Source organism: Flavicella sp., from assembly GCF_037132785.1.
GTDB lineage: Bacteria > Bacteroidota > Bacteroidia > Flavobacteriales > Flavobacteriaceae > Flavicella.
Genome location: NZ_JBAHZZ010000154.1, coordinates 1 through 19609, shown reverse-complemented (window position 1 = coordinate 19609; position 19609 = coordinate 1). Strand labels below are relative to the sequence as shown.

The following is a 19609-nucleotide window of genomic DNA, read 5'->3' as shown; positions in this document are numbered from 1 at the left end:
TTTTATTTTGGCTAAATAAGCCTTACAAGCTTCATCATTTGGTAATTCTTTTATAAAACTCAGTATATTTTGACCTTGAAAAACATCCATATCTGTTATATTTAATGATACTAAGATACAGAAACTAAATGACTAACTCAGTTATTTTATTTAAGTAGTTGCTCTATAGGCGATAGGGAGGGGGATTTAATATTGGTTTTTTTTTAGTAAAAGCGCCAAATTAGAAGCTCTCTATAAAGTGGGGGAGTTTTTAGTAGGGAATTAGGATATTTAAGAGTAGAGATTAATAGTGTTTTAATTTAAAAAACCCAAAGTAATACTTTGGGTTTTTTTCGCATAAATAAACTAAGATGTTAGGGTTATCGCAATCGATCTACAGATTTTACGAGATTTTCATCCTTTTTAATTGCTTTGTTTGCCATGGCAAGAAAAACAACAACGATTATTGGAAGAAAAACCCCAATACCTTTCACAGAAACAGTAGTTTCTCCAGGTAAATTTAGAGATTCAATTAACAAGACTCCTAATAAATAGAAGTTAATCAGAATGTTTATTCGTCCTAGTACAAATTGATTTTGTCTGTTTTTAAATAAAAAAATTGACAAAAATGACAAAGCACTTGAGATTAAAAATCCAATTCCGATAGATTTTATTAAAAAACGTTCATCATTTATCAAACCTAAAACGTTGATAGTTTCTTGGTTTTCAGTTATCCAAAAAGAGATTAGGAACACTAAAACACCAGAAACTAATGCAGATAGTAGTAAATAAATTGATTGTATACGTTGTATCATTAATTATTCGTTAAAAAGCAAAAGTATGCTTTCTATGTTGAAATTTCAATAAATTTCTAATAAAGTACAGTTGTCTTATTGGTTTTATTTTACTTAATTGATAAATAATATCTTGCATTATTTGATTATCTAAATTAATTTATTGCATTTTTATCCTTTAAATAGGGGATTTATAAATATTATCATATATTTGCGTAATAGCAATATAAAATTGTTTGTTTTGTACTCAGCAAAATATATAGTATTTTAAGTAATCACAAAAATCATTTCGCACTTCTTCCTGTAATTATTAACTAGAGAAGATCAATTAATTATACACTTAGTAACATGTTTGAAATTTCACAACTCAAGAGTAAAACTCTTGTTGAGTTACAGGCTATCGCCAAAGAAACTGGATTAAAAAAAACGAGTAAATTAAAGAAAATAGATTTAGTTTATCAAATTTTAGATGCTCAAGCTTCAGCAGGAGCTAAAGAGACTACTGTTAAAGTTATAGTAGATAAATCTACGACTCCTCGAAAAAAAAGAGTCAGAGTTGATAAACCTGAATCCAAAGACACTGTCATTGTGTCTAAACCTCCTGTTAGACAGCAAGTAAAGATTATTAAGAAGGAACCCGTTGAGGAATTAGAAAAAAAAGAAGAAAAGCTTGTTGCAAAAGTATCTAAACCTATTAAGAGAGATGAGAAATCGGAGTCAACAAAAGTGAATGTCGTGTCCAAAAGCACTGATGAATTGAAAACAAAAGAGGAAAGACCGAAAGCTAATGCTCCTCAACAAAGGAATAAAGATGCTAAAAACAGACATCCTCAAAATCCAAATCAAAACCCAAATCAAAACCCAAATCAAAATCAAAACCAAAAAGCAAATCACAAGAAGGTTCCTCAACATAAAAATCAACAGAATAAAGAAAAAAACCACAATAAGAGTACTACAAAATTTAGAGATCCAGATTATGAGTTTGATGGTATTATAGAAAGTGAAGGAGTTTTAGAAATGATGCCTGATGGTTACGGTTTCTTAAGGTCTTCGGATTATAATTACCTGTCGTCTCCTGATGATATTTATGTAAGTCAATCTCAAATTAAATTATTTGGATTAAAGACTGGGGATACTGTGTTGGGTAATGTAAGACCTCCGAAAGAAGGGGAAAAATATTTTCCATTAATTAGAGTTTCAAAAATAAATGGCTTAAATCCGAACGTAGTAAGAGATAGAGTTTCTTTTGAACACCTAACACCACTGTTCCCAGATGAAAAATTTAATTTAGTAGATAAAAGGAAAACTTTATCTACTAGAATTATGGATTTATTTGCTCCAATAGGGAAAGGGCAAAGAGGTATGATTGTTGCACAGCCAAAAACTGGTAAAACGATGTTGCTTAAAGATATTGCAAAATCTATTGCAGAGAATCATCCTGAAGTGTATCAAATTGTTTTATTGATAGATGAAAGACCTGAAGAGGTTACAGATATGCAGCGTAGTGTAAAAGGAGAGGTTGTTGCTTCTACTTTTGATGAGCCTGCGGAAAAACATGTTAAAGTTGCAAATATCGTTTTAGAGAAAGCTAAAAGGCTAGTTGAATGTGGTCATGATGTTGTGATATTGTTAGATTCAATAACACGTTTGGCTAGAGCATATAATACAGTTGCTCCAGCTTCTGGTAAAATATTATCTGGAGGAATCGATGCAAATGCTTTGCATAAACCCAAACGCTTCTTTGGTGCTGCTAGAAATATTGAAAATGGTGGTTCGCTTACGATTATTGCTACAGCTCTTACTGAAACAGGTTCAAAAATGGATGAGGTTATTTTTGAAGAATTCAAAGGAACAGGTAATATGGAACTTCAGTTAGATAGAAATATTTCTAATCGTAGAATTTACCCTGCAATTGATTTGATAAAATCTAGTACGCGTAGAGATGATTTATTGTTTGATGCAAAATCAGTACAACGTATGTGGGTGCTTAGAAAATATTTAGCGGATATGAATCCTATTGAAGCTATGGAGTTTATTAACGACAAAGTTAAATACTCATTGAATAATGAAGAGTTTCTTATCTCTATGAATGGATAAGAGTTTTAATGACAAAAAAGGAGCTATGTTTTTAGAATTTTGAAAAGTAGTTCTCTACAGGTAATCATAAAAACGATTAAGAAAACAAACATTTCTTAATCGTTTTTTCTATTCTTTTTATTAATATTTTCTTGTCAATCTTTTTTAAAACTTTTCTAGGATTAAGTCAAAATTTAAAGAGTGATTATTTAATAAAGTTTTGATAATTTCAGTATTCAAATTGGAATATATTTTATGTGCGGGTGATGAATTCGAAATGTTGTTCGAGGTGTTTTGTGATATTAATATGGCTTTGGTTTGTTTAGCAATAGCACGACCAGAATCAATTATGTTTATTGTGTCTCCAGTGATCTTTTTTATTTGTGGAATTAGAAACGGATAATGCGTACAGCCCAAAACCAAACAATCAATATTATTTTGAAGTATTGGATGGATGTATTGATACAATAAATGCGTCATTTCTGGACTGTGAATTTTTCCTGTTTCGATTAAAGAAACAAGACCTTTACCTTCTATTTCAATAATTTTAATACCATCCATATATTTGTTTGCTGTTTGAGCAAATAATAAACTGTTAAGAGTTCCTTTGGTTGCAAGTATACCAATGGAGTTCGTTTTAGTTTGAAGTCTAGCAGGTTTGATTGCTGGTTCAATACCGATAAACGGGATGGTGTATTTTTTACGTAAAATATTTATGGCATTTGTAGTTGCTGTATTACAGGCAACTACAATTATTTTACAGTCCAAACTAATGAGTTTTTCTGTGTTTTTTATACAAAGTTCAATAATTTCCTCTTGAGTTTTGTCTCCATAAGGTGCGTTTGCACTATCAGCCAGATAGATAGTACTTTCATCTGGAAGTAACGTTGTGATTTCTTTCCAGATAGAAAGGCCACCAACTCCAGAATCAAATATGCCTATTGGGTTTGTATTCATGAAAAATAATATTTTTTATATTGAATTTAAATGGAAAAAAAATAATAAAAAAGCTCGTTATTCTTTTGAATAACGAGCTTGAAGTTAAATAGGTAGTTTTTTACTGAATACCTAATTTAGTTTTTACAGCAGGACCAAGATCTTCACCTTCAGATACAATTAATGCTTTTGAATCTAAAACATATTCGAATCCTTTAGTCTCAGCAATCGTTTTAATTGCATCTTGTGCTTTTTTAATTATTGGTTCTAAAGCAGATTTTTCTTTTTGTTGTAATTCTTGTTGTGCTACTTGTTGCAATTGTTGAATTCTTCCTTGGTCAGCTTGAACCTCTTTAATTCTAGCTTCATTTTGAGCGGTCGTTTGAGAAACTTCCTCAGCTGTATATTTGTCTATTTTAGCTTTTAAGGCTTTTTGTGCGCTTGTAATTTCTTCACCGTAAGTCTTCCCTAGTTTTTCTAAATCAGCTTGTAACTTTAATGTTTCAGGCATTTTAGACACGATTTCTTCAAAATTAATATGAGCTACTTTTTGCGCTTGGGTAAATGTACTCATACCTAGTGTTATTACTACAGCTGCTAATAAAGTTTTAAAATGTTTCATCTTTTGTTTTTTTAATATTTATTTCTTTGGTTGTTTATCTGTGTATTACCTTGCTTTCTCGCTCAGCTCTTTTTATTTTTTGTTCTTCGATTCTTTTTTCTCGATCTTGTTTAGAATTTTCTTTTTTAAGTTTTTCTTCTTCTCTTTTTCTTTCTTTTTCACTTTTAGTGATGTAAGAAATAACAACTTTACTAATATCGTATTTAGGATTTGCAAACAACATTGTTAAATCACTTGTTTTGTCAAATACAAAGTCGTAATTCTTTTTAGCTACAATTTGCTGAATTGCACTGTAAACTTCATCTTGAATTGGTTGGACCAACTGTTTTCTCATTTCAAAGTACGTACCGTATGTACCAAAATAACTTGCTCTCAATTGCGAAAGTTCTTTTTCCTTAATTTCAATATCTTCTCGTCTTTCTATAATTAGATCTTCAGTAAGAAGAATTTTCTCATCATTTAAGTCAGATTTCATGTTTTTTATTTCAGTTTCAAATTCTTCAATAATAATTTTCCATTGAGACGCTTTGGAATCTAATTCTAATTGAGCCTTATTGTAGTCTGGGATATTTTGTAATATATATTCCATATCTATATAAGCAATTGTTTGTGGTCTTTGACCGTAACAAGTACAACTTAAGAAAATGATTAATATGGAAATTTTTTTTAACATTATTTAACGTGATTTTTCTTAGAAGCAAATATAAGAATTTAGAATTGTTGTCCAATAATAAAGTGCGTTTGCCATCCAGAGTTTTCAAAACTTCCTGGAATAGGATCGAAACCATTTGCAAAATCAATACCTAAAAGTCCAAATGCAGGCATAAATATTCTAACGCCTATCCCAGCAGATCTTTTTACGTCAAAAGGATTATATGTCTTAAAGTCATCATAAGAGTTACCAGCTTCAATAAATCCTAATACATAAATAGAGGCTGAAGGTTTTAATGTAATTGGATATCTAACTTCCATTGTAAACTTGTTATAGATAGTTCCTCCATTAGAGCTTGATAAACTAGAGTTTTCATATCCTCTTAAACCTACAATTTCTCTACCGTCAAACTGGCTCTGTTGCAATCCATCACCTCCTACATAGTATCTTTCAAAAGGCATATCCTCTAAATCTTTATTATAATATCCTAAATATCCAAAATCTATTTTAGTCATTAAAACAGATTTACCAATTAGTTTTGTATACCATTTAGAGTTATATGAGAATTTATAATATTCCAACCATTTGTATTTTTCTTCATTTATTCTCCCTTCAATAGGTACCATTCCAAGATAATTACCGTTGTAATCATAAGATGGTTCTAAGTATGCTGGGTCATCTTCTAAACTAGCAAAATCAGTATTGCTAATAAATGAATAAGGAAGAGTAAATTTAGCTGAAATACTAAATTCAGATCCTGTAGTTGGGAAAATCATACTCGGTCCAGATGAATTTCTTGCTAGGGTAATACTATAAGATAAGTTGTTAGAAGTACCCGTTCCATCTTCGAAGTTTAACAAACCAAGTTGATATTGGTTTATGTCATATTGTTTAAAACTGATGGCTTGACTTAGGGTAAAGAAATCATCTGGCCAGGTCAATCTCTGACCAAGACCTACGGTAACTCCAAAAATATTTAATCTCTGGCTTTTATCTACATCGTTTGTACTGTAGTCAACTTGATATTGTCTTGAATTGTAAATTGAGAATGATAGGGACTTCGGTTTTTTGCCTCCTAACCAGGGTTCTGTAAAGGAAAAACTGTGTGTGCTATAATATCTACTCATTTGTAACCTTAAAGATAAAGCTTGACCATCTCCCATTGGTAGTGGTTTGTATTCTTTTGCGTTAAAAATATTTTTAATAGAGAAGTTGTTAAATGACAGTCCTATGGTTCCGATAAATGATCCGCCTCCATAACCTCCTTGAAGTTCAATCTGACTAGATCCTTTTTTGACAACTAAATAATCAATATCAACCGTTTTGTCGTTATAATTAGGTATTAAATCAGGTGTTACATTTTCTGCGTCAAAAAATCCAAGTTGTGAAATTTCACGAATAGTACGTATGATATTCTCTTTACTGTAAAGGTCTCCAGGTTTCGTTCTTAGTTCTCGATAAATTACAAAGTCATTAGTTACCTCATTCCCTGAAACAGAAACATCTCTAATGGTTGCAATTTCATCTTCATTGATTCTAATTTCTACAGAAATCTCATTATTATCTACTCTAGTTTCAACCACATTCACCGTTGAAAATAAATATCCACTATTTTGGTATAATGATCCTATGTCTTGCGAGTCAGGTGAACCATCTCCATTAACCCTTTCATTTAATAATTTTGAATCGTAAACATCTCCTTTTTGAAGACGTAAATATCTATGTAAATGAGCTGTTGGGTAGCGGCTGTTTCCTAAAAAGTTAATATTTCCAAAATAGTATCGTTTTCCTTCTTCAAGAGATATTTCTAAATTGATAGTTTTATCATTGTCATTCCAAATAATACTATCAGAAACTATGCGGGCATCTCTGTATCCCAATTCGCTGTATTTGTCCAATAAATTTTGTAAATCTACTTTGTATTTTTCTTTAATGTATTTGGATGATTTCCAAAAACGTCCCCAAAATTTTCTTTTGGTGTCTTTTAAATAAGATCTAAGTTTTGCATCACTAACGTCTTTGTTTCCTTTAAATGTAATTTCTTTAATCTTTATTTTACTTCCTCTATCAATTTTAATTAAAAGATCCATAGCGTTACCTTCCGTAGTGTCTCGCCGAGTATTAAGATTAACCTTAGTCTTTAAATACCCTTTATCGGTATACGTTTTTCTGAAATAATTTTTGGTCGTTACCATAAGGTTATCGGTAAGCATGTCACCTTTATTTATGTCAGCGTCTTCTCTAAGATCTTTTGCTTTTGATTTCTTAATACCAGTAATCGTAATACTACTAATTTGGGGTAATTCTACAACTTTAAATTCTAGATAGGCTGTGGTTCCTTCTATTTTAGAGATGAAAACTTCAACAGAACTAAAACGTTTGGTTCCATATAGTTTTTTTATAGCACTTGATAGTTTGTCTCCAGGAATTTTTATTGTTTGGCCCGTTTTTAAACCTGAGTATACCTTTACAGATTGCTCACTAAATTGTTGGGCGCCAGTTACAGAAATTTCACCTAAAGTATATTCTTTACCACTTTCAAAAGGTGTTGGAGAGCTTGCTGCAGAAGATTCTGTTTTTTGAGATATGGCTACGTTGGTGCGTAGCACAAAACTCAAAAAAAGAGTTGCGATTTTAATATTATTCATTTAAGTTTTCTATTTGTTCGCTTGTTTTTCCAAAGCGTCGTTCTCTATTTTGATATTCAATTACAGCTTTATAAAAATCGTTTTTTCTAAAGTCAGGCCAAAGAACTTCAGTAAAATGAAACTCTGCATATGCAATTTGCCATAAAAGAAAATTACTTATACGCTGTTCTCCACTTGTTCTGATAACTAGGTCAACTTCGGGCAAAGAAACTGTATATAAATGACTATTAATAATTTTTTCATCAATATCTTCGATGGACAGTTCATTATTAACAATTTTTTCTGATATGTTTTTTACTGCATTCACAATTTCTTCCCTCGATCCATAACTTAAGGCAAATGTAATAATAATCGTTGTATTTGTTTTAGTTGCTTCAATTATTTTGTTTAATGTGTTTTGTGCTCTTTTAGGAAGTCTATTAAGATTTCCTATTGCTTTTACTTGTATTCCGTTTTTTTGAAATTCTGGAAGATTTTTTTTTAAGGTTCTAACAAGTAGTCTCATAAGAGCGTTTACTTCAAATTTAGGACGCTTCCAGTTTTCTGTTGAAAAAGCATAAAAAGTTATAGCTTTTGTTCCAATATTATTTGCAGCTTCTACAGATTCTCGTATGGCAGTTAATGCATTTCTATGTCCGAAAATTCGGTTCATACCTTGTTGTTTGGCCCATCGTCCATTACCATCCATGATTATTGCAACATGTTGTGGAATGTTATTTGAGTCTATCTGTTCTAAATAATTCATTAGCGTCGTTTCGTTGAGTAATATAAAGGCTTACCAAAAGTATAGGTGATTGTAAATCCAGTAAAGGCATACCAATCGTTTGTGTTTGGGTCTCCGAATTTTGCGTTTTCAGGGTGGTCTTTTAGTATTTCGTTTTTGTAAAACAAGCTATCATCTAAGTCATCAGTAAATGTATATCGGATTCTAACCTCAAAGCCTAAAATAATATTATTGAAAATTTGGGCTTTGTAACCAGTTCCAAATGGTATTGCAATTCCTAATTGAGATTTGTAGGAATAGTTTTCTGCTGTGCCCTCAGCTTTTTTATAATAAAAGGCTGCTAATTCAAATATTAAATATGGAGTATGCGCTTTTTTCCAATGGGATATTTGGTATTCTGAAAAATTGAAATCAATTCCAGCAGTTAGTTCTCTTATTGTTTTGTTTAATGGAGTGTCAAATTGTTGCATGACCTCGTTTTTAGATTCGGAATTGTTTGCTATTATTTTCATTGAAGTATACGATATTCTATAAGAAATCCTAGGGTTTCTATTGTATTTGTAGATTAATCCTACAGCAGGAGCATTAGGTCGAATTAACATAGATGAGCCAATATCACCAACATAATTACTGCCTCCAAGAGTAGTCCCAAATTCGTGAAGCTGGGCATGTGAATTGGTTGTAAACCAAATAAGTACTAAAACTATTATCTTTTCCTTCATATTTAAAAATAGCATGCAAATATAATTATTTCAATTCGTTTTGATAGCTAATCTATCTTCTTTTATTAACTAAAATGAAATTGATTTATTGTATCTTATGGAATAAACTATGTTTTATTGATACTAAGATGTATAATTTCTTTTATCTTGACCCCAAAACAACTTCTCTCTTAGGGTTCTAATAAATGTTTGTTGGTTGAGTTGTATGATTTTTATAGCAAAATCAGCTTTTGTTAAGGTCAACTCAATTTCAAACGGAGCGGTAAATACCCTAGAGTCTAGTGATAAAAAGAATTCTTTTTCTCTGCCGATGATTTTTAATTTAATTTCTGTTTGATCAGGAACTACCAAAGGTCTAGCACTTAAATTATGGGGGGAAATCGGTGTTAAAACAAAATTATTAGACTCTGGCATGATAATAGGACCATGACAGCTCAATGAGTAACCAGTAGATCCTGTAGGTGTAGAAACTACAAGACCGTCAGACCAGTAGGTCGTCAAGTATTCGTCGTTTAAGTAGGCTTCTACACGAATCATAGAAGTTGAATTTTTACGAGCAATTGTAACTTCATTTAGCGCAAAGTTAATGCCGTTAAAATTTATATTAGGGTCATTACTTGCTATTTGCAGAACAGCTCTCTCCTGTATAGTATATTCTTTGGCAATTAAAGATTTAATTGTGTTTTCAATTTCTTTCTTTTTAACAGTTGCTAGAAACCCCAATCTACCAGTATTTATTCCTAAAATAGGAATTTTTAAATCTTTAACCAAGGTAGCGGCATTCAATATTGTTCCATCACCTCCTAAAGTAAAAAGTAAATCAAAAGAACTATCGAGATCTTTGTTCTGCTGAAACGTTTTGTAATTTAAGTTTTGAACTCCAAGGTCGTTTAAGATTGTTACAAAATCTTTTTCTATGATAATTTCAATATTGAATTTATTTAAGTTTTCAATTAGGATATCGAAATATCGGCGATCTGTGTTTTTGTAGGCTTGTCCAAAAATGGCTACTTTCTTCATAGAGTCTTTGTTGTTTGTTGTGAGGTTATCCCTTTAAATACTCAAATATTTTTGCAGATAATTAGATCTGTTTTTTAAATCTTCAAAATATGAATCGTCTTCGTGATTAGAAATGACATTGTATTCATATCTACGATATGACTGTATAATTTCGTTGATGTTTTCTGTTTTTATTTTTATAGTGATTTCTGTTTTTTTTTCTGTTTTTTTTGAAATATATAGACCTAAAATAGAAACGTTGTTTGTTTCGGAAATCTGTGCGATTTCACTAATTGAATAACTGATAGAATCTTTTTCTAAGATAAGAATTATCCCTTCTTCTTTTAAATAGGGGGTTTCAGTATAGATTGCTAAAACATCATTTAATTCGTAAAAACCAATATATTCCTTTTTGTCATTTAATACGGGTAGAATATTTGATTCATGAATAGAGAAAAGAGTAAGTAATTCTGTTAATGTATCGTCTTCTGTGGCGAAAAACAAGGCAAAGGCATATTGAAAATCAGAAATTGATTTATCTTCTTCTTCAAATGTACTTAAGTCGCTTTCGGAGATGGAACCAAAAAGCTTATTGTTTTTTATAATAGGAAAATGACTAAGCCTTTGGTCTTTAGTCTTTTCTTTTGATATTCCAATAGTATCCTCTGGAACTAAGATTGTTAAATCGTTTGAGATATAATCTTGTAGGTTCATAGTTGTTTCTAAAAAACGCAAATTAATAAAATTTCATCTAAAATGGTGTACTTTTGCGTTTTAAAAACACCAAAGTAAAAGGACTGAAATAATTGAAATATACAGAATGACAAAGTTAAGTGTAAATATCAATAAAATAGCAACATTAAGAAACTCTAGAGGGGGAAATACTCCTGATTTACTTAAGGTTGCTAGAGATGTAGAAGGGTTTGGTGGACAGGGAATTACTATTCATCCGAGACCGGACGAGCGTCATATACATTACCAGGATGCTTATGATTTAAAAAATTTGCTTACAATTGAATTTAATATTGAAGGAAATCCAATTGATCGTTTTATGAAAATGGTGTTAGAGATAAAACCAACACAAGTTACATTGGTGCCTGATGGTGATGATAATATAACATCAGATGCAGGTTGGGATACGGTTAAGAATCAAGAGTTTTTAAAGAGTGTTATTGGAAAGTTTAAATCTGTCGGAATTCGTACTTCCATTTTTGTTGATCCAGATTTAGAAATGGTTAAAGCAGCAGCAACTACAGGAACTGATAGAATAGAATTGTATACCGAAAATTTTGCAGTTGAATATTCAAATGGTAATAAAGAATCGATAAAACCTTATGTTGAGTCTGCTCTGTTAGCTCATGAATTAGGAATGGGTGTAAACGCAGGTCATGATTTAAGTTTGGATAATATTGAGTTTTTTGTGAAAAACTTACCGTATTTGGAGGAGGTATCTATAGGTCATGCTTTGATCTGTGAATCACTATATTTTGGACTTGAGAATGTTGTTAATATGTATAAAAATAAAATGAAACTAAATTAATTTGGAATTAGAAAAATTTATAAATGGACATATTACATTCTAAAATTCAAGGAGAAGGAAAACCATTGATTATTTTACATGGTTATTTCGGGATGGGGGATAATTGGAAAACGCAAGCAAATTCACTGGCTGCTAATTACCAAGTGCATCTGGTCGATCAAAGAAATCATGGAAGAAGTTTTCATTCTGACGATTTTGATTACGAATTATTGGTTGAAGATCTTGAAAATTATCTTAATTTTTATCAAATAGAATCTTCTTATTTATTAGGGCATTCTATGGGAGGTAAAACGGCAATGCTTTTTGCTGTTACATTTCCAGAGAGGGTTGAGAAGTTAATTATTGCTGATATTTCTCCAAAAAACTATCCACCTCATCATCATCAGATTTTAGAAGCATTGAACGCAGTTGATTTTTCGAAAATATCTTTAAGAACTGAAGTTGATTCAGTGCTGAAACAATATATAGAAGAGGAAAGTGTGCGTCAGTTTCTGCTAAAGAATGTATATAGAAAGACAAAAGATATTTTAGGTTTTCGTTTTAATTTGGAAAGTTTAACAGAGAATAATAATGAAGTTGGAGCTCCTTTACCAGTTTTTTCTGAGTATGATGGAGAAGTGTTATTTTTAAAAGGTGCGAATTCAGGGTATATATCAGATGATGATTTTACTTTGATTAAGGCTCATTTTTCAAAAGCAGAAATTAAAAGAATTTCTAATGCAGGGCATTGGTTACATGCAGAAAATCCAGTTGAGTTTTTGAAGGAAGTTCGTCAGTTTTTAGAGGGGTAATCAGTCAGATTTACATGTTTTTTTATAGTTTAACTGATTTATTGTCAGTGTTTTTGTTAAGTTGTCTCGAACTCTATAGGTGGCACTACTTTAGCTGTAATAATAATTGGTAAATAAAGATAACATGAAAACACTTATTAAAATATTAGTTACAGCTGTGGCCGTTTTGATTATTTCAAAATTGATGCCTTCAATAGAGGTAACAAATTATACTTCTGCAGTTTGGGTTGCCGCAGTGTTAGCCCTTTTAAATACCTTTTTGAAACCATTGTTGGTTTTGCTTACTCTACCAGTTACAATTTTGAGTATGGGTTTGTTTATTTTTGTAATAAATGCTGGTATCATTTTGATGGCTAGTAATATGGTAAGCGGTTTTCATGTGAATGGATTTATGTCGGCATTGCTTTTTAGTTTGTTGCTATGGGGAGTTCGTTCTGTGCTGTTTTCACTACTGCTTGAAGATGATCAAACTCCAAGAAATAGAATGAATTAAAGGTTGTTCAGTTCGAGGAAAAGTGTTATTTTTGCACCAATTTTAAGGAATTTAAACGTCAAAGAATTAAGATGAATATTACAAAAGAAAGTATAGACTCGTTAAATGCTGTTGTCAAAGTTGAGATTACAGCTGATGATTACAAAGAAAAAGTAGAAACTATTTTAAAAGATTACCGAAAAAAAGCTGATATCCCTGGATTTAGAAAAGGACATGTTCCTATGGGGATGGTAAAGAAGCAATATGGTAAATCAATCATGATTGACGAGATCAATAAAATGTTGCAAGAGTCTTTGAATAAATATTTGACAGAATCAAAATTGGATATTCTTGGAAACCCTTTGCCAAAAGTAAATGAAAATTTTTCTTGGGATGCAGAAGACTTTTCTTTTGAATTTGAATTAGGTTTGTCTCCTCAGTTTGATGTGGATTTAAGCGCTAAGAAAAAAATTACTCAATATAATATTATTGCTGAAGATAGTTTGATAGACAAAGAAGTTGAAAACTTACAAACTCGTTTTGGGAATATTGTCCAAAAAGAAGAGGCGATTGTAACTTCTAATATCACGGGAACTTTTGTGAATGAAGAGAAAGGAATAGATAAAAAATCTACAATTTCAGTTTCTGATATTAAAGGAAAATTAAATATTAAGAAATTTGTAGGAGCTGAAGTTGGTGATGTTTTAGAATTGAAATCAAAAAATTTATTTGAAGATAGTCATAAATTGATGGGAGCTTTAGGTTTATCTCATGATGAAATTCACGAGTTAGAGATTGTTTTAAAATTTACTATTGAAGAAATTACTGAAACTGAATTGGCTGAATTGAACCAAGAGTTATTTGATAAATTGTTTGGTGAAGATAAAGTTGCTACCGTTGAAGAATTAAGAGGGAAGATTAAAGAAGACGCAGAGAGTCAATTTAAGCAGCAGTCAGAGCAACAATTGCTAAATAGTGTAACTGAATATTTAGTTGAAAACACAAAGTTTGACTTGCCTTCTAGTTTTTTAAAGAAATGGTTAGCTACAGCAGGGGAGAATCCCATTTCTGAAGAGAAAGCTAATGAAGAGTTCGAGAAATCTGAAAAAAGTTTGCGCTATCAATTAATTGAAAGCAAGGTTATGTCAGCTAACAATATTAAATTGGATTTCGAGGATTTAAAAGAGTACACTAAAGAGTATGTTAAAACTCAAATGGCTCAATACGGAAACTCGAATCCTGACGAAAAAGAATTGGAGGATATTACTAGTAGAGTTCTTAGTAATCAAGACGAAGTGAAGCGTTTACAAGAACAATTAGTAAGTAAGAAATTATTAGATTTCTATAAAGAAACAATTACTTTTAAAGAGAAAGAACTTTCTTATGATGAGTTTGTAAAAGAAGTTTATAAATAAGAAACGTTAGTTTCTTAACACTAAAAAAGTACCCTGAGCTTGTTTAAGGGTGCTTTTTTGTTTTATTATTGGTTATAATACTCTTTCTAATAGTCAATGAGTTATTTTCTTTTCTGTGCTCTAGTTCTAGGTTTCTTGTATTTTTTAGCCAATTCTCTTCTGTAAGACCCTCCTTGGTTTGTCTTTTTGTTTTTCTCTTTCTTTTCGTGGAAAGCAGGACCAGGGGCAAATTCTTTCGACTTTTTCTTTTGGTAGAGTTTTATGACTTCTTTTGGTATTTCGTCTTCCGTCATTTTTGAAGAAATTTCTACTTCTTTAGGAAATTCTAATACTGGGATTTTTATTTGCATTAATGCTTCAATTTCTTCCAATACTGGTTGGTTTTCTTCTGTAATAAAACTAATTGCATTTCCTTCGTTTTCTGCCCTACCAGTTCTTCCGATTCTGTGGATATAATTTTCTGCATCATCAGTAATGTCGAAGTTAATAACATGACTAATTGCTTCAATATCTATTCCTCTTGCAAGTACGTCGGTGGCAATTAAGATCCTATGTAGTCCTTCTTGAAAACCTTTAATAGCTTGTAATCTGTAGTTCTGTGATTTGTTCGAGTGAATAACGGAAACTCCTTCACTATTTCCAGAGTTTTCTAGTTCCGTAAATAATTTGTCTGCAATCTTTTTGTTTTTGGTAAATACCAACACTTTGCTGTAGATCTCTTTGCCAGAGAGTAAGAATTTGAGTAAATTAACCTTTGTGTAAAAGTTTTTTGTATTGTAAAGGTTCTGTTCTATTTTTTCTAAAGGAGTTCCTGATTTTTCTATTTCTACAGTATCTGGTGATTTAAAAAATGTTTGAATGATGTTTTTTACATCTTCCGTCATTGTAGCAGAAAAAAGAATACTTTGTTTTTTTTGAGGCAATAAATCCAAAACAGTTTCTAGTTGATGCATAAACCCTAAGTTTAATACTTCATCTACTTCATCCAAAACTAATTTCTGAATCTTTTTAAGATTAAGAACTTTGCTCAAGCCTAAATCAATCAACCTACCAGGAGTGGCAACTAGTATGTCTAGACCCTCAAAGATTAGTTGTTTTTGGGTGTTTATATTTGTGCCTCCATATACACCACCAATTCTAGTGTTGATGTATTTTGTCAATTCATTTAACGCTTCTGTTACTTGTAGTACTAGTTCTCTAGTGGGAACAATAATTAAAATTCTCGGGTGTTTTTGTTCTGAGTATTTTAAACCTTTTAACAAAGGCAGTAGGTAAGCAAAAGTTTTACCTGTACCAGTTTGTGCGATTCCTACAACATCTCTACCCGAAGAAATTACTGAAAATGCTTTTTCTTGAATAGGTGTAGCATAATCGTAGCCTAAATCGTCTAGAGCATTTAGTAGTGGTGTATTTAAATTTAATTCAGAAAACCTCATAATAACTTGTTTCAATTATTTTGCAAAGATAATCTTAAGATTTTATTATAGAACTGTTTCAAACTTTAAATTAAAGTGTTGTCTTTAAATAAAGAGTTTTATCTAAGGATGTTTTTTAATAGTTTGTGGATTCAAGTTATAAATGTAACTCAATGTCTTTCTCATTGAGTTGATTGAACAGCTTATGCCATTTTGATGTTTATTTGGTATTATAAGTAATTACGAAACATATCTTTTTCTACTTGATTTTAGTCTAATTATAACGTCTAGCTTTAAATAATTATCAATACAAATTATTAAGTCTTAGACTATTAATATCTAGTCGCAATTCTTTTAGTATGGATTCACTTAAATTTGCCTTTTCACTTGCTTGAAAGACAATCTCTTTATCTGTATTATAGATTGTTATACCATATGTTTTTTCGTTTTTAACAAGCCGATAATATTGAATATCTAAACCTTTATAATCGTATATTGAAGCAATAATCCATATTTCACCCGAAATAAGATCTCCGTTTAATAAATTTGCACTGTGCATTTCTATACCTTGTGTGTTATAACGTACTAATTTTCCAGATAAAGCTTTGTTTATTCCTTTAAATTGAAGGCTGTATTTTTTAAATTGGGTATCTGGATAAAAAATGATGGTTTGGCTGTATTCTAGGAAATAATCCGTTTTTATAGTTCCCGTATTTAGGTATTCCGTAGTCGCCATCAAAACACCATTTTTATAGGAGTCTGTTTTATTTTCATTGGTATAATGATTGATAAGAGTTGAGAATTCACCGTCGTGTGGCAATCCGTTTTTATAAACTACAGTAGAAAGTAATTTTCCAAAACTGTCATAAAATATTGTTTTACCGTCTAATACATCGTTTTTATAAGTTTCTGTTTTTGTGATTCTGTTATATCTATCTGTGTACGTAAAAATACCTTCTCGTTTATTTGCACTATAGTTACCGCTTATCATTATTTTATTAGGAAAATCATAAAAATAAAACTTTTTATAAGCCCCTTCTTTTACACCCTTTTTGTAGGTAAATGCATCTTGGTTTTCTGAATTATAAGAAACACCTTCGTAGGGTTTTTCGTTCTTATAAGTTATACTAAAAATAAGATTTTCATATTTATCATAAAATTTCCCTTCTTTAAGGATGTCTATTTCTTTTATGAGCACATATCTATTTTCGGAATATACGGTACTATAATCTTGGTAAACTTTTTCATAATTAACTTTTCCGTTTTCTCTAGTTGTGATCGATTTTATATAATCGCTATAATCAAAGTATTCATATTCCGTTCCTGTTTGAGTTAAGTAATTATAATTGCCAATTATGAATCCATGACTATCATAAAACACACCTTTGCTACGATCCTGCCAAAGAGATATCCCTCTGTTCACATTATCCTTGTCATCATGAAAAGTTATCTCACGTTGTTTATTTCCATTGCTGTAATAATTTATTTCTCGTGTTTTAATATCATGCTCTTCCTTTTTGAAAAACGTTTCTTTTTTAAAGATTTCTTTAGACTTATACCTTTTATGAAATTGAATTTGTTTAGCTATTACCCCATTTAGATATTCTATTATATCCGAAATATAATTATTGTTGTAGTAGACAAATTGCTTGCCATTAAGAGGTCTGAAATAGCTTTGTGTGGTGTCAATTTTTAAAACACCTAATAGAGAATGATCTTTATTAAAGTAAGTCACCTTATCAAACTCTTGCTTGCTAAAAATGGTGTCACTTTCTGGATAATAATGTATGGTTTTTACAATTTTACCCTCACGAAACCATTCTCTTATATCAGATCCTAGTCGTATTCCGTTTAAAGGTTTATAGTCATTAGAATATTTAAGTTTCCCTAATATCTCGCCATTTTTAGCATAAGAAATTTCTTTTTCGACGAACCTTGACTCAGCATTATACGACCTATCAATTTTTAATTGTCCGTTGGTGTAAAATGCTTCATCCTTTACAACTAACCCCAAAGCAAAGGTTCGTTTTTGTTCAATAATTCCTTCGGGGGTTTTGTTGTTATATGTTGAGTAAAACTGAAATTGATTACCATTATATTCTTCCCCGTTTTGATAGAGTAATTCACCTAAAACATTACCTTTAATATCGTAAAACGTGCTTTTTGCTTCTGGTTTTGATGTGAATATTTCTCTTGGAGTACCGTCGCTATAATAGGTGTCGGTATGTGTGTGTTTCTTGTTCTTATAATACAATATCTCCGATATATTATTGTTCCCTTTTTGGTGATTATAAACCACCTTAATGCCATTTTTGGGTTGGTTATCTGCGTACGTAAGTTGACCCAAAAATTTGTTTGTTTTATCATAATATTTTTCTAATACACTGTAATTTTTGTTTTCGGTAATACTATCGAAATAACAAACACTTTGCACTTGGTGTTTTGCTGTGATAAAATAATGGGTGTGCTTGGTCTTATTGTAATTTTTAAATACTAATTTCCCTACATCATTATAGTTATTATAAATTTCAGTGCCTTCAAATTTTTTACCATTCTTATAAATGAGTTCAAACTTTTCATTATCATAAAATGAAATAAAAAGGCCATTGAGCGTATTGTTTTTATAATTGGCCTGTTGACATAGGCTCCCATTTTCATTGTACCAAGAGGATTTTCCTTCTCTAAAAAATATCTTTTCGTATTTAGAAAACACTTCCATTTGCAGATTTCCATTGATATAAAAATCTTTTACTAGGTATAAATCACCAATTTTTTCAGGTATTGGTCGGTAGAATTTAGCCGATTTTTTATTGCATTTTTTCCATGAATTATCAAACCAAAGCGTGTCATTTTGCGCTATTGTTTTAGTTATTGATAGGATTATAATTGTAATAGTTATAATATTTTTCATTTAATCTTTTCTGTTTTTCAGGAGTTCATCTTGAAGTTTTCTATTGGTTTCTTGATGCCTTCTCAAGGAGCTTTTTTGATGAGCCTCATATTCGTTTTGGATTTCTTTCAGTTGTTGGTTTGCCTCTTTAGTGACTACATTACTATTTGTAAACTTGTAAAAGAACAGAAGGGTCGTTGCTAACAATAAAAGTAATATGCTTCCTGCAATTAGGTTGTAATTACTTTTGATCATCCCAATACCGAATACCGTAATAGAGTCTCTGTTTGTGTTTGCTTCTTGTAATTTTTCATTTAGTTCGACAACCTTATTATTCAACTCGTTTATTTGTGAGAGTTGATTTTTGTATTCAATTCTTTGACGATTTAATAGCTCTTGCTTATTTAGCATAGAGTCCAGTACGTTCTGATGTAACTGAAAAAACGTTTTTTTATTGATAACTTTATACTCTTTATAATTTGTGGAGGTTTTATCTAAATACAAGAATTGCGTGTTTAAATCTCCATTTGTTTTAAAAGGATTTTCTAGCTTCTTTTTTTGGGCATTTATGCAAAAAATTACTGTAAAAAGAAGTATTGAAATTGTTAGAGGTTTATTTTTCATAGTTTTTATAATTCTATTAATTGATGGTGAAATTATGTAAATTTAATGACAATATATTAATTGTTTGGTTTACTTTAATTCTAATTTAGAATTGGATAAATATAATTTATTAGCAATGCTATTAACCTCGCATCTATATATCGTTAGTTTTACGCAGCATATTTTATGTTGTGATGTTTAAAATATTTGACTACCCTTTTGCTATCATTTTGAAGTGTTTTCATGTGATTTTCTAAATTTTCCTTCATCTTTTCTTGTGTCTTAGGAGGTGGTTTATCAGAGAGTCCATATTTTAAATCGGAGTTAAGAT

The 19609-nt window shown here is 30.7% G+C and carries 17 protein-coding genes and 1 pseudogene; 5 read left to right on the top strand and 13 right to left on the bottom strand.

Translation table 11 applies throughout. The features are described from left to right. Both V5787_RS10045 and V5787_RS10040 read right to left on the bottom strand, forming a co-directional pair. Window positions 1-90, bottom strand: a pseudogene (locus tag V5787_RS10045) (IS1595 family transposase); the annotation flags it as partial. 269 nt (window positions 91-359) lie between these two features. Beyond that, window positions 360-794 carry a DUF4293 domain-containing protein gene (locus tag V5787_RS10040; RefSeq protein WP_336893098.1) on the bottom strand — a complete coding sequence of 145 codons (435 nt, stop codon included), beginning with the start codon at window positions 792-794 and terminating at the stop codon, window positions 360-362. Between the two features lie 327 nt (window positions 795-1121). Here V5787_RS10040 and rho point away from each other — a divergent pair, with 327 nt between their 5' ends. Further along, complete coding sequence (rho, locus tag V5787_RS10035; protein ID WP_336893097.1) at window positions 1122-2870, top strand: transcription termination factor Rho; 1749 nt, start codon at window positions 1122-1124, stop codon at window positions 2868-2870. 144 nt (window positions 2871-3014) lie between these two features. Here rho and murI read toward each other — a convergent pair whose 3' ends face one another. From murI to V5787_RS09995, 8 genes are all read right to left on the bottom strand, one after another. Beyond that, window positions 3015-3806, bottom strand: coding sequence for a glutamate racemase (murI, locus tag V5787_RS10030; protein ID WP_336893096.1), 792 nt, complete (start codon window positions 3804-3806; stop codon window positions 3015-3017). Between the two features lie 100 nt (window positions 3807-3906). Continuing rightward, a complete protein-coding gene (locus V5787_RS10025) occupies window positions 3907-4407 on the bottom strand; it encodes an OmpH family outer membrane protein (protein ID WP_336893095.1) in 501 nt (166 codons plus the stop codon). A gap of 34 nt (window positions 4408-4441) precedes the next feature. Next, window positions 4442-5080, bottom strand: coding sequence for an OmpH family outer membrane protein (locus V5787_RS10020; RefSeq protein ID WP_336893094.1), 639 nt, complete (start codon window positions 5078-5080; stop codon window positions 4442-4444). A 38-nt stretch (window positions 5081-5118) separates the two neighbouring features. Next, window positions 5119-7707, bottom strand: a complete 2589-nt coding sequence (gene bamA, locus V5787_RS10015) for an outer membrane protein assembly factor BamA (RefSeq protein ID WP_336893093.1) — start codon at window positions 7705-7707, stop codon at window positions 5119-5121. Further along, window positions 7700-8452: an isoprenyl transferase gene (locus tag V5787_RS10010; RefSeq protein ID WP_336893092.1), complete on the bottom strand. Its 753-nt coding sequence runs from the start codon at window positions 8450-8452 to the stop codon at window positions 7700-7702. Before V5787_RS10010 ends, bamA begins: the two co-directional genes overlap by 8 nt. Further along, window positions 8452-9153 carry a DUF6089 family protein gene (locus V5787_RS10005; protein ID WP_336893091.1) on the bottom strand — a complete coding sequence of 234 codons (702 nt, stop codon included), beginning with the start codon at window positions 9151-9153 and terminating at the stop codon, window positions 8452-8454. Before V5787_RS10005 ends, V5787_RS10010 begins: the two co-directional genes overlap by 1 nt. A gap of 123 nt (window positions 9154-9276) precedes the next feature. Further along, window positions 9277-10173, bottom strand: a complete 897-nt coding sequence (locus tag V5787_RS10000; protein WP_336893090.1) for an NAD kinase — start codon at window positions 10171-10173, stop codon at window positions 9277-9279. 33 nt (window positions 10174-10206) lie between these two features. After that, on the bottom strand, window positions 10207-10866 hold the full coding sequence (locus tag V5787_RS09995) for a CBS domain-containing protein (protein ID WP_336893089.1): 660 nt from the start codon (window positions 10864-10866) through the stop codon (window positions 10207-10209). Window positions 10867-10972: 106 nt separating this feature from the next. Between V5787_RS09995 and V5787_RS09990 the strand changes: the two genes are divergently transcribed. The 4 genes from V5787_RS09990 (at window position 10973) to tig (ending at window position 14370) form a co-directional block, all read left to right on the top strand. Next, window positions 10973-11692, top strand: coding sequence for a pyridoxine 5'-phosphate synthase (locus V5787_RS09990; protein ID WP_336893088.1), 720 nt, complete (start codon window positions 10973-10975; stop codon window positions 11690-11692). 23 nt (window positions 11693-11715) lie between these two features. After that, entirely contained in the window at window positions 11716-12483 is a 768-nt protein-coding gene (locus tag V5787_RS09985) for an alpha/beta fold hydrolase (RefSeq protein ID WP_336893087.1), read from the top strand. A 124-nt stretch (window positions 12484-12607) separates the two neighbouring features. After that, the gene (locus V5787_RS09980; RefSeq protein WP_336893086.1) at window positions 12608-12976 is read left to right on the top strand and encodes a phage holin family protein; all 369 of its coding nucleotides are present in this window, start codon (window positions 12608-12610) and stop codon (window positions 12974-12976) included. 71 nt (window positions 12977-13047) lie between these two features. Continuing rightward, a complete protein-coding gene (tig, locus tag V5787_RS09975; RefSeq protein ID WP_336893085.1) occupies window positions 13048-14370 on the top strand; it encodes a trigger factor in 1323 nt (440 codons plus the stop codon). Between the two features lie 101 nt (window positions 14371-14471). Here the strand turns inward: tig and V5787_RS09970 are convergent, their stop codons facing one another. The 3 genes from V5787_RS09970 to V5787_RS09960 all read right to left on the bottom strand — a co-directional run bounded on the left by V5787_RS09970 (window position 14472) and on the right by V5787_RS09960 (window position 19299). Then, window positions 14472-15806 (bottom strand): DEAD/DEAH box helicase, encoded by a 1335-nt coding sequence (locus V5787_RS09970; protein ID WP_336893084.1) that lies wholly within the window; start codon window positions 15804-15806, stop codon window positions 14472-14474. 283 nt (window positions 15807-16089) lie between these two features. After that, complete coding sequence (locus V5787_RS09965; protein ID WP_336893083.1) at window positions 16090-18696, bottom strand: hypothetical protein; 2607 nt, start codon at window positions 18694-18696, stop codon at window positions 16090-16092. After that, on the bottom strand, window positions 18697-19299 hold the full coding sequence (locus V5787_RS09960; RefSeq protein WP_336893082.1) for a hypothetical protein: 603 nt from the start codon (window positions 19297-19299) through the stop codon (window positions 18697-18699). It lies immediately after the preceding gene. Window positions 19300-19609 lie beyond the last annotated feature (310 nt).

Excerpts from the sequence above, each read along its gene's own strand:
- V5787_RS10040 (WP_336893098.1), bottom strand. The coding sequence starts at position 794 with ATGATACAACGTATACAATCAATTTATTTACTACTATCTGCATTAGTT.
- V5787_RS10010 (WP_336893092.1), bottom strand. The coding sequence starts at position 8,452 with ATGAATTATTTAGAACAGATAGACTCAAATAACATTCCACAACATGTT.
- V5787_RS09965 (WP_336893083.1), bottom strand. The coding sequence starts at position 18,696 with ATGAAAAATATTATAACTATTACAATTATAATCCTATCAATAACTAAA.
- V5787_RS10020 (WP_336893094.1), bottom strand. The coding sequence starts at position 5,080 with ATGTTAAAAAAAATTTCCATATTAATCATTTTCTTAAGTTGTACTTGT.
- V5787_RS10000 (WP_336893090.1), bottom strand. The coding sequence starts at position 10,173 with ATGAAGAAAGTAGCCATTTTTGGACAAGCCTACAAAAACACAGATCGC.
- V5787_RS09985 (WP_336893087.1), top strand. The coding sequence starts at position 11,716 with ATGGACATATTACATTCTAAAATTCAAGGAGAAGGAAAACCATTGATT.
- tig (WP_336893085.1), top strand. The coding sequence starts at position 13,048 with ATGAATATTACAAAAGAAAGTATAGACTCGTTAAATGCTGTTGTCAAA.
- V5787_RS10005 (WP_336893091.1), bottom strand. The coding sequence starts at position 9,153 with ATGAAGGAAAAGATAATAGTTTTAGTACTTATTTGGTTTACAACCAAT.
- murI (WP_336893096.1), bottom strand. The coding sequence starts at position 3,806 with ATGAATACAAACCCAATAGGCATATTTGATTCTGGAGTTGGTGGCCTT.
- bamA (WP_336893093.1), bottom strand. The coding sequence starts at position 7,707 with ATGAATAATATTAAAATCGCAACTCTTTTTTTGAGTTTTGTGCTACGC.
- V5787_RS09990 (WP_336893088.1), top strand. The coding sequence starts at position 10,973 with ATGACAAAGTTAAGTGTAAATATCAATAAAATAGCAACATTAAGAAAC.
- V5787_RS09960 (WP_336893082.1), bottom strand. The coding sequence starts at position 19,299 with ATGAAAAATAAACCTCTAACAATTTCAATACTTCTTTTTACAGTAATT.
- V5787_RS09970 (WP_336893084.1), bottom strand. The coding sequence starts at position 15,806 with ATGAGGTTTTCTGAATTAAATTTAAATACACCACTACTAAATGCTCTA.
- V5787_RS09980 (WP_336893086.1), top strand. The coding sequence starts at position 12,608 with ATGAAAACACTTATTAAAATATTAGTTACAGCTGTGGCCGTTTTGATT.
- rho (WP_336893097.1), top strand. The coding sequence starts at position 1,122 with ATGTTTGAAATTTCACAACTCAAGAGTAAAACTCTTGTTGAGTTACAG.
- V5787_RS09995 (WP_336893089.1), bottom strand. The coding sequence starts at position 10,866 with ATGAACCTACAAGATTATATCTCAAACGATTTAACAATCTTAGTTCCA.
- V5787_RS10025 (WP_336893095.1), bottom strand. The coding sequence starts at position 4,407 with ATGAAACATTTTAAAACTTTATTAGCAGCTGTAGTAATAACACTAGGT.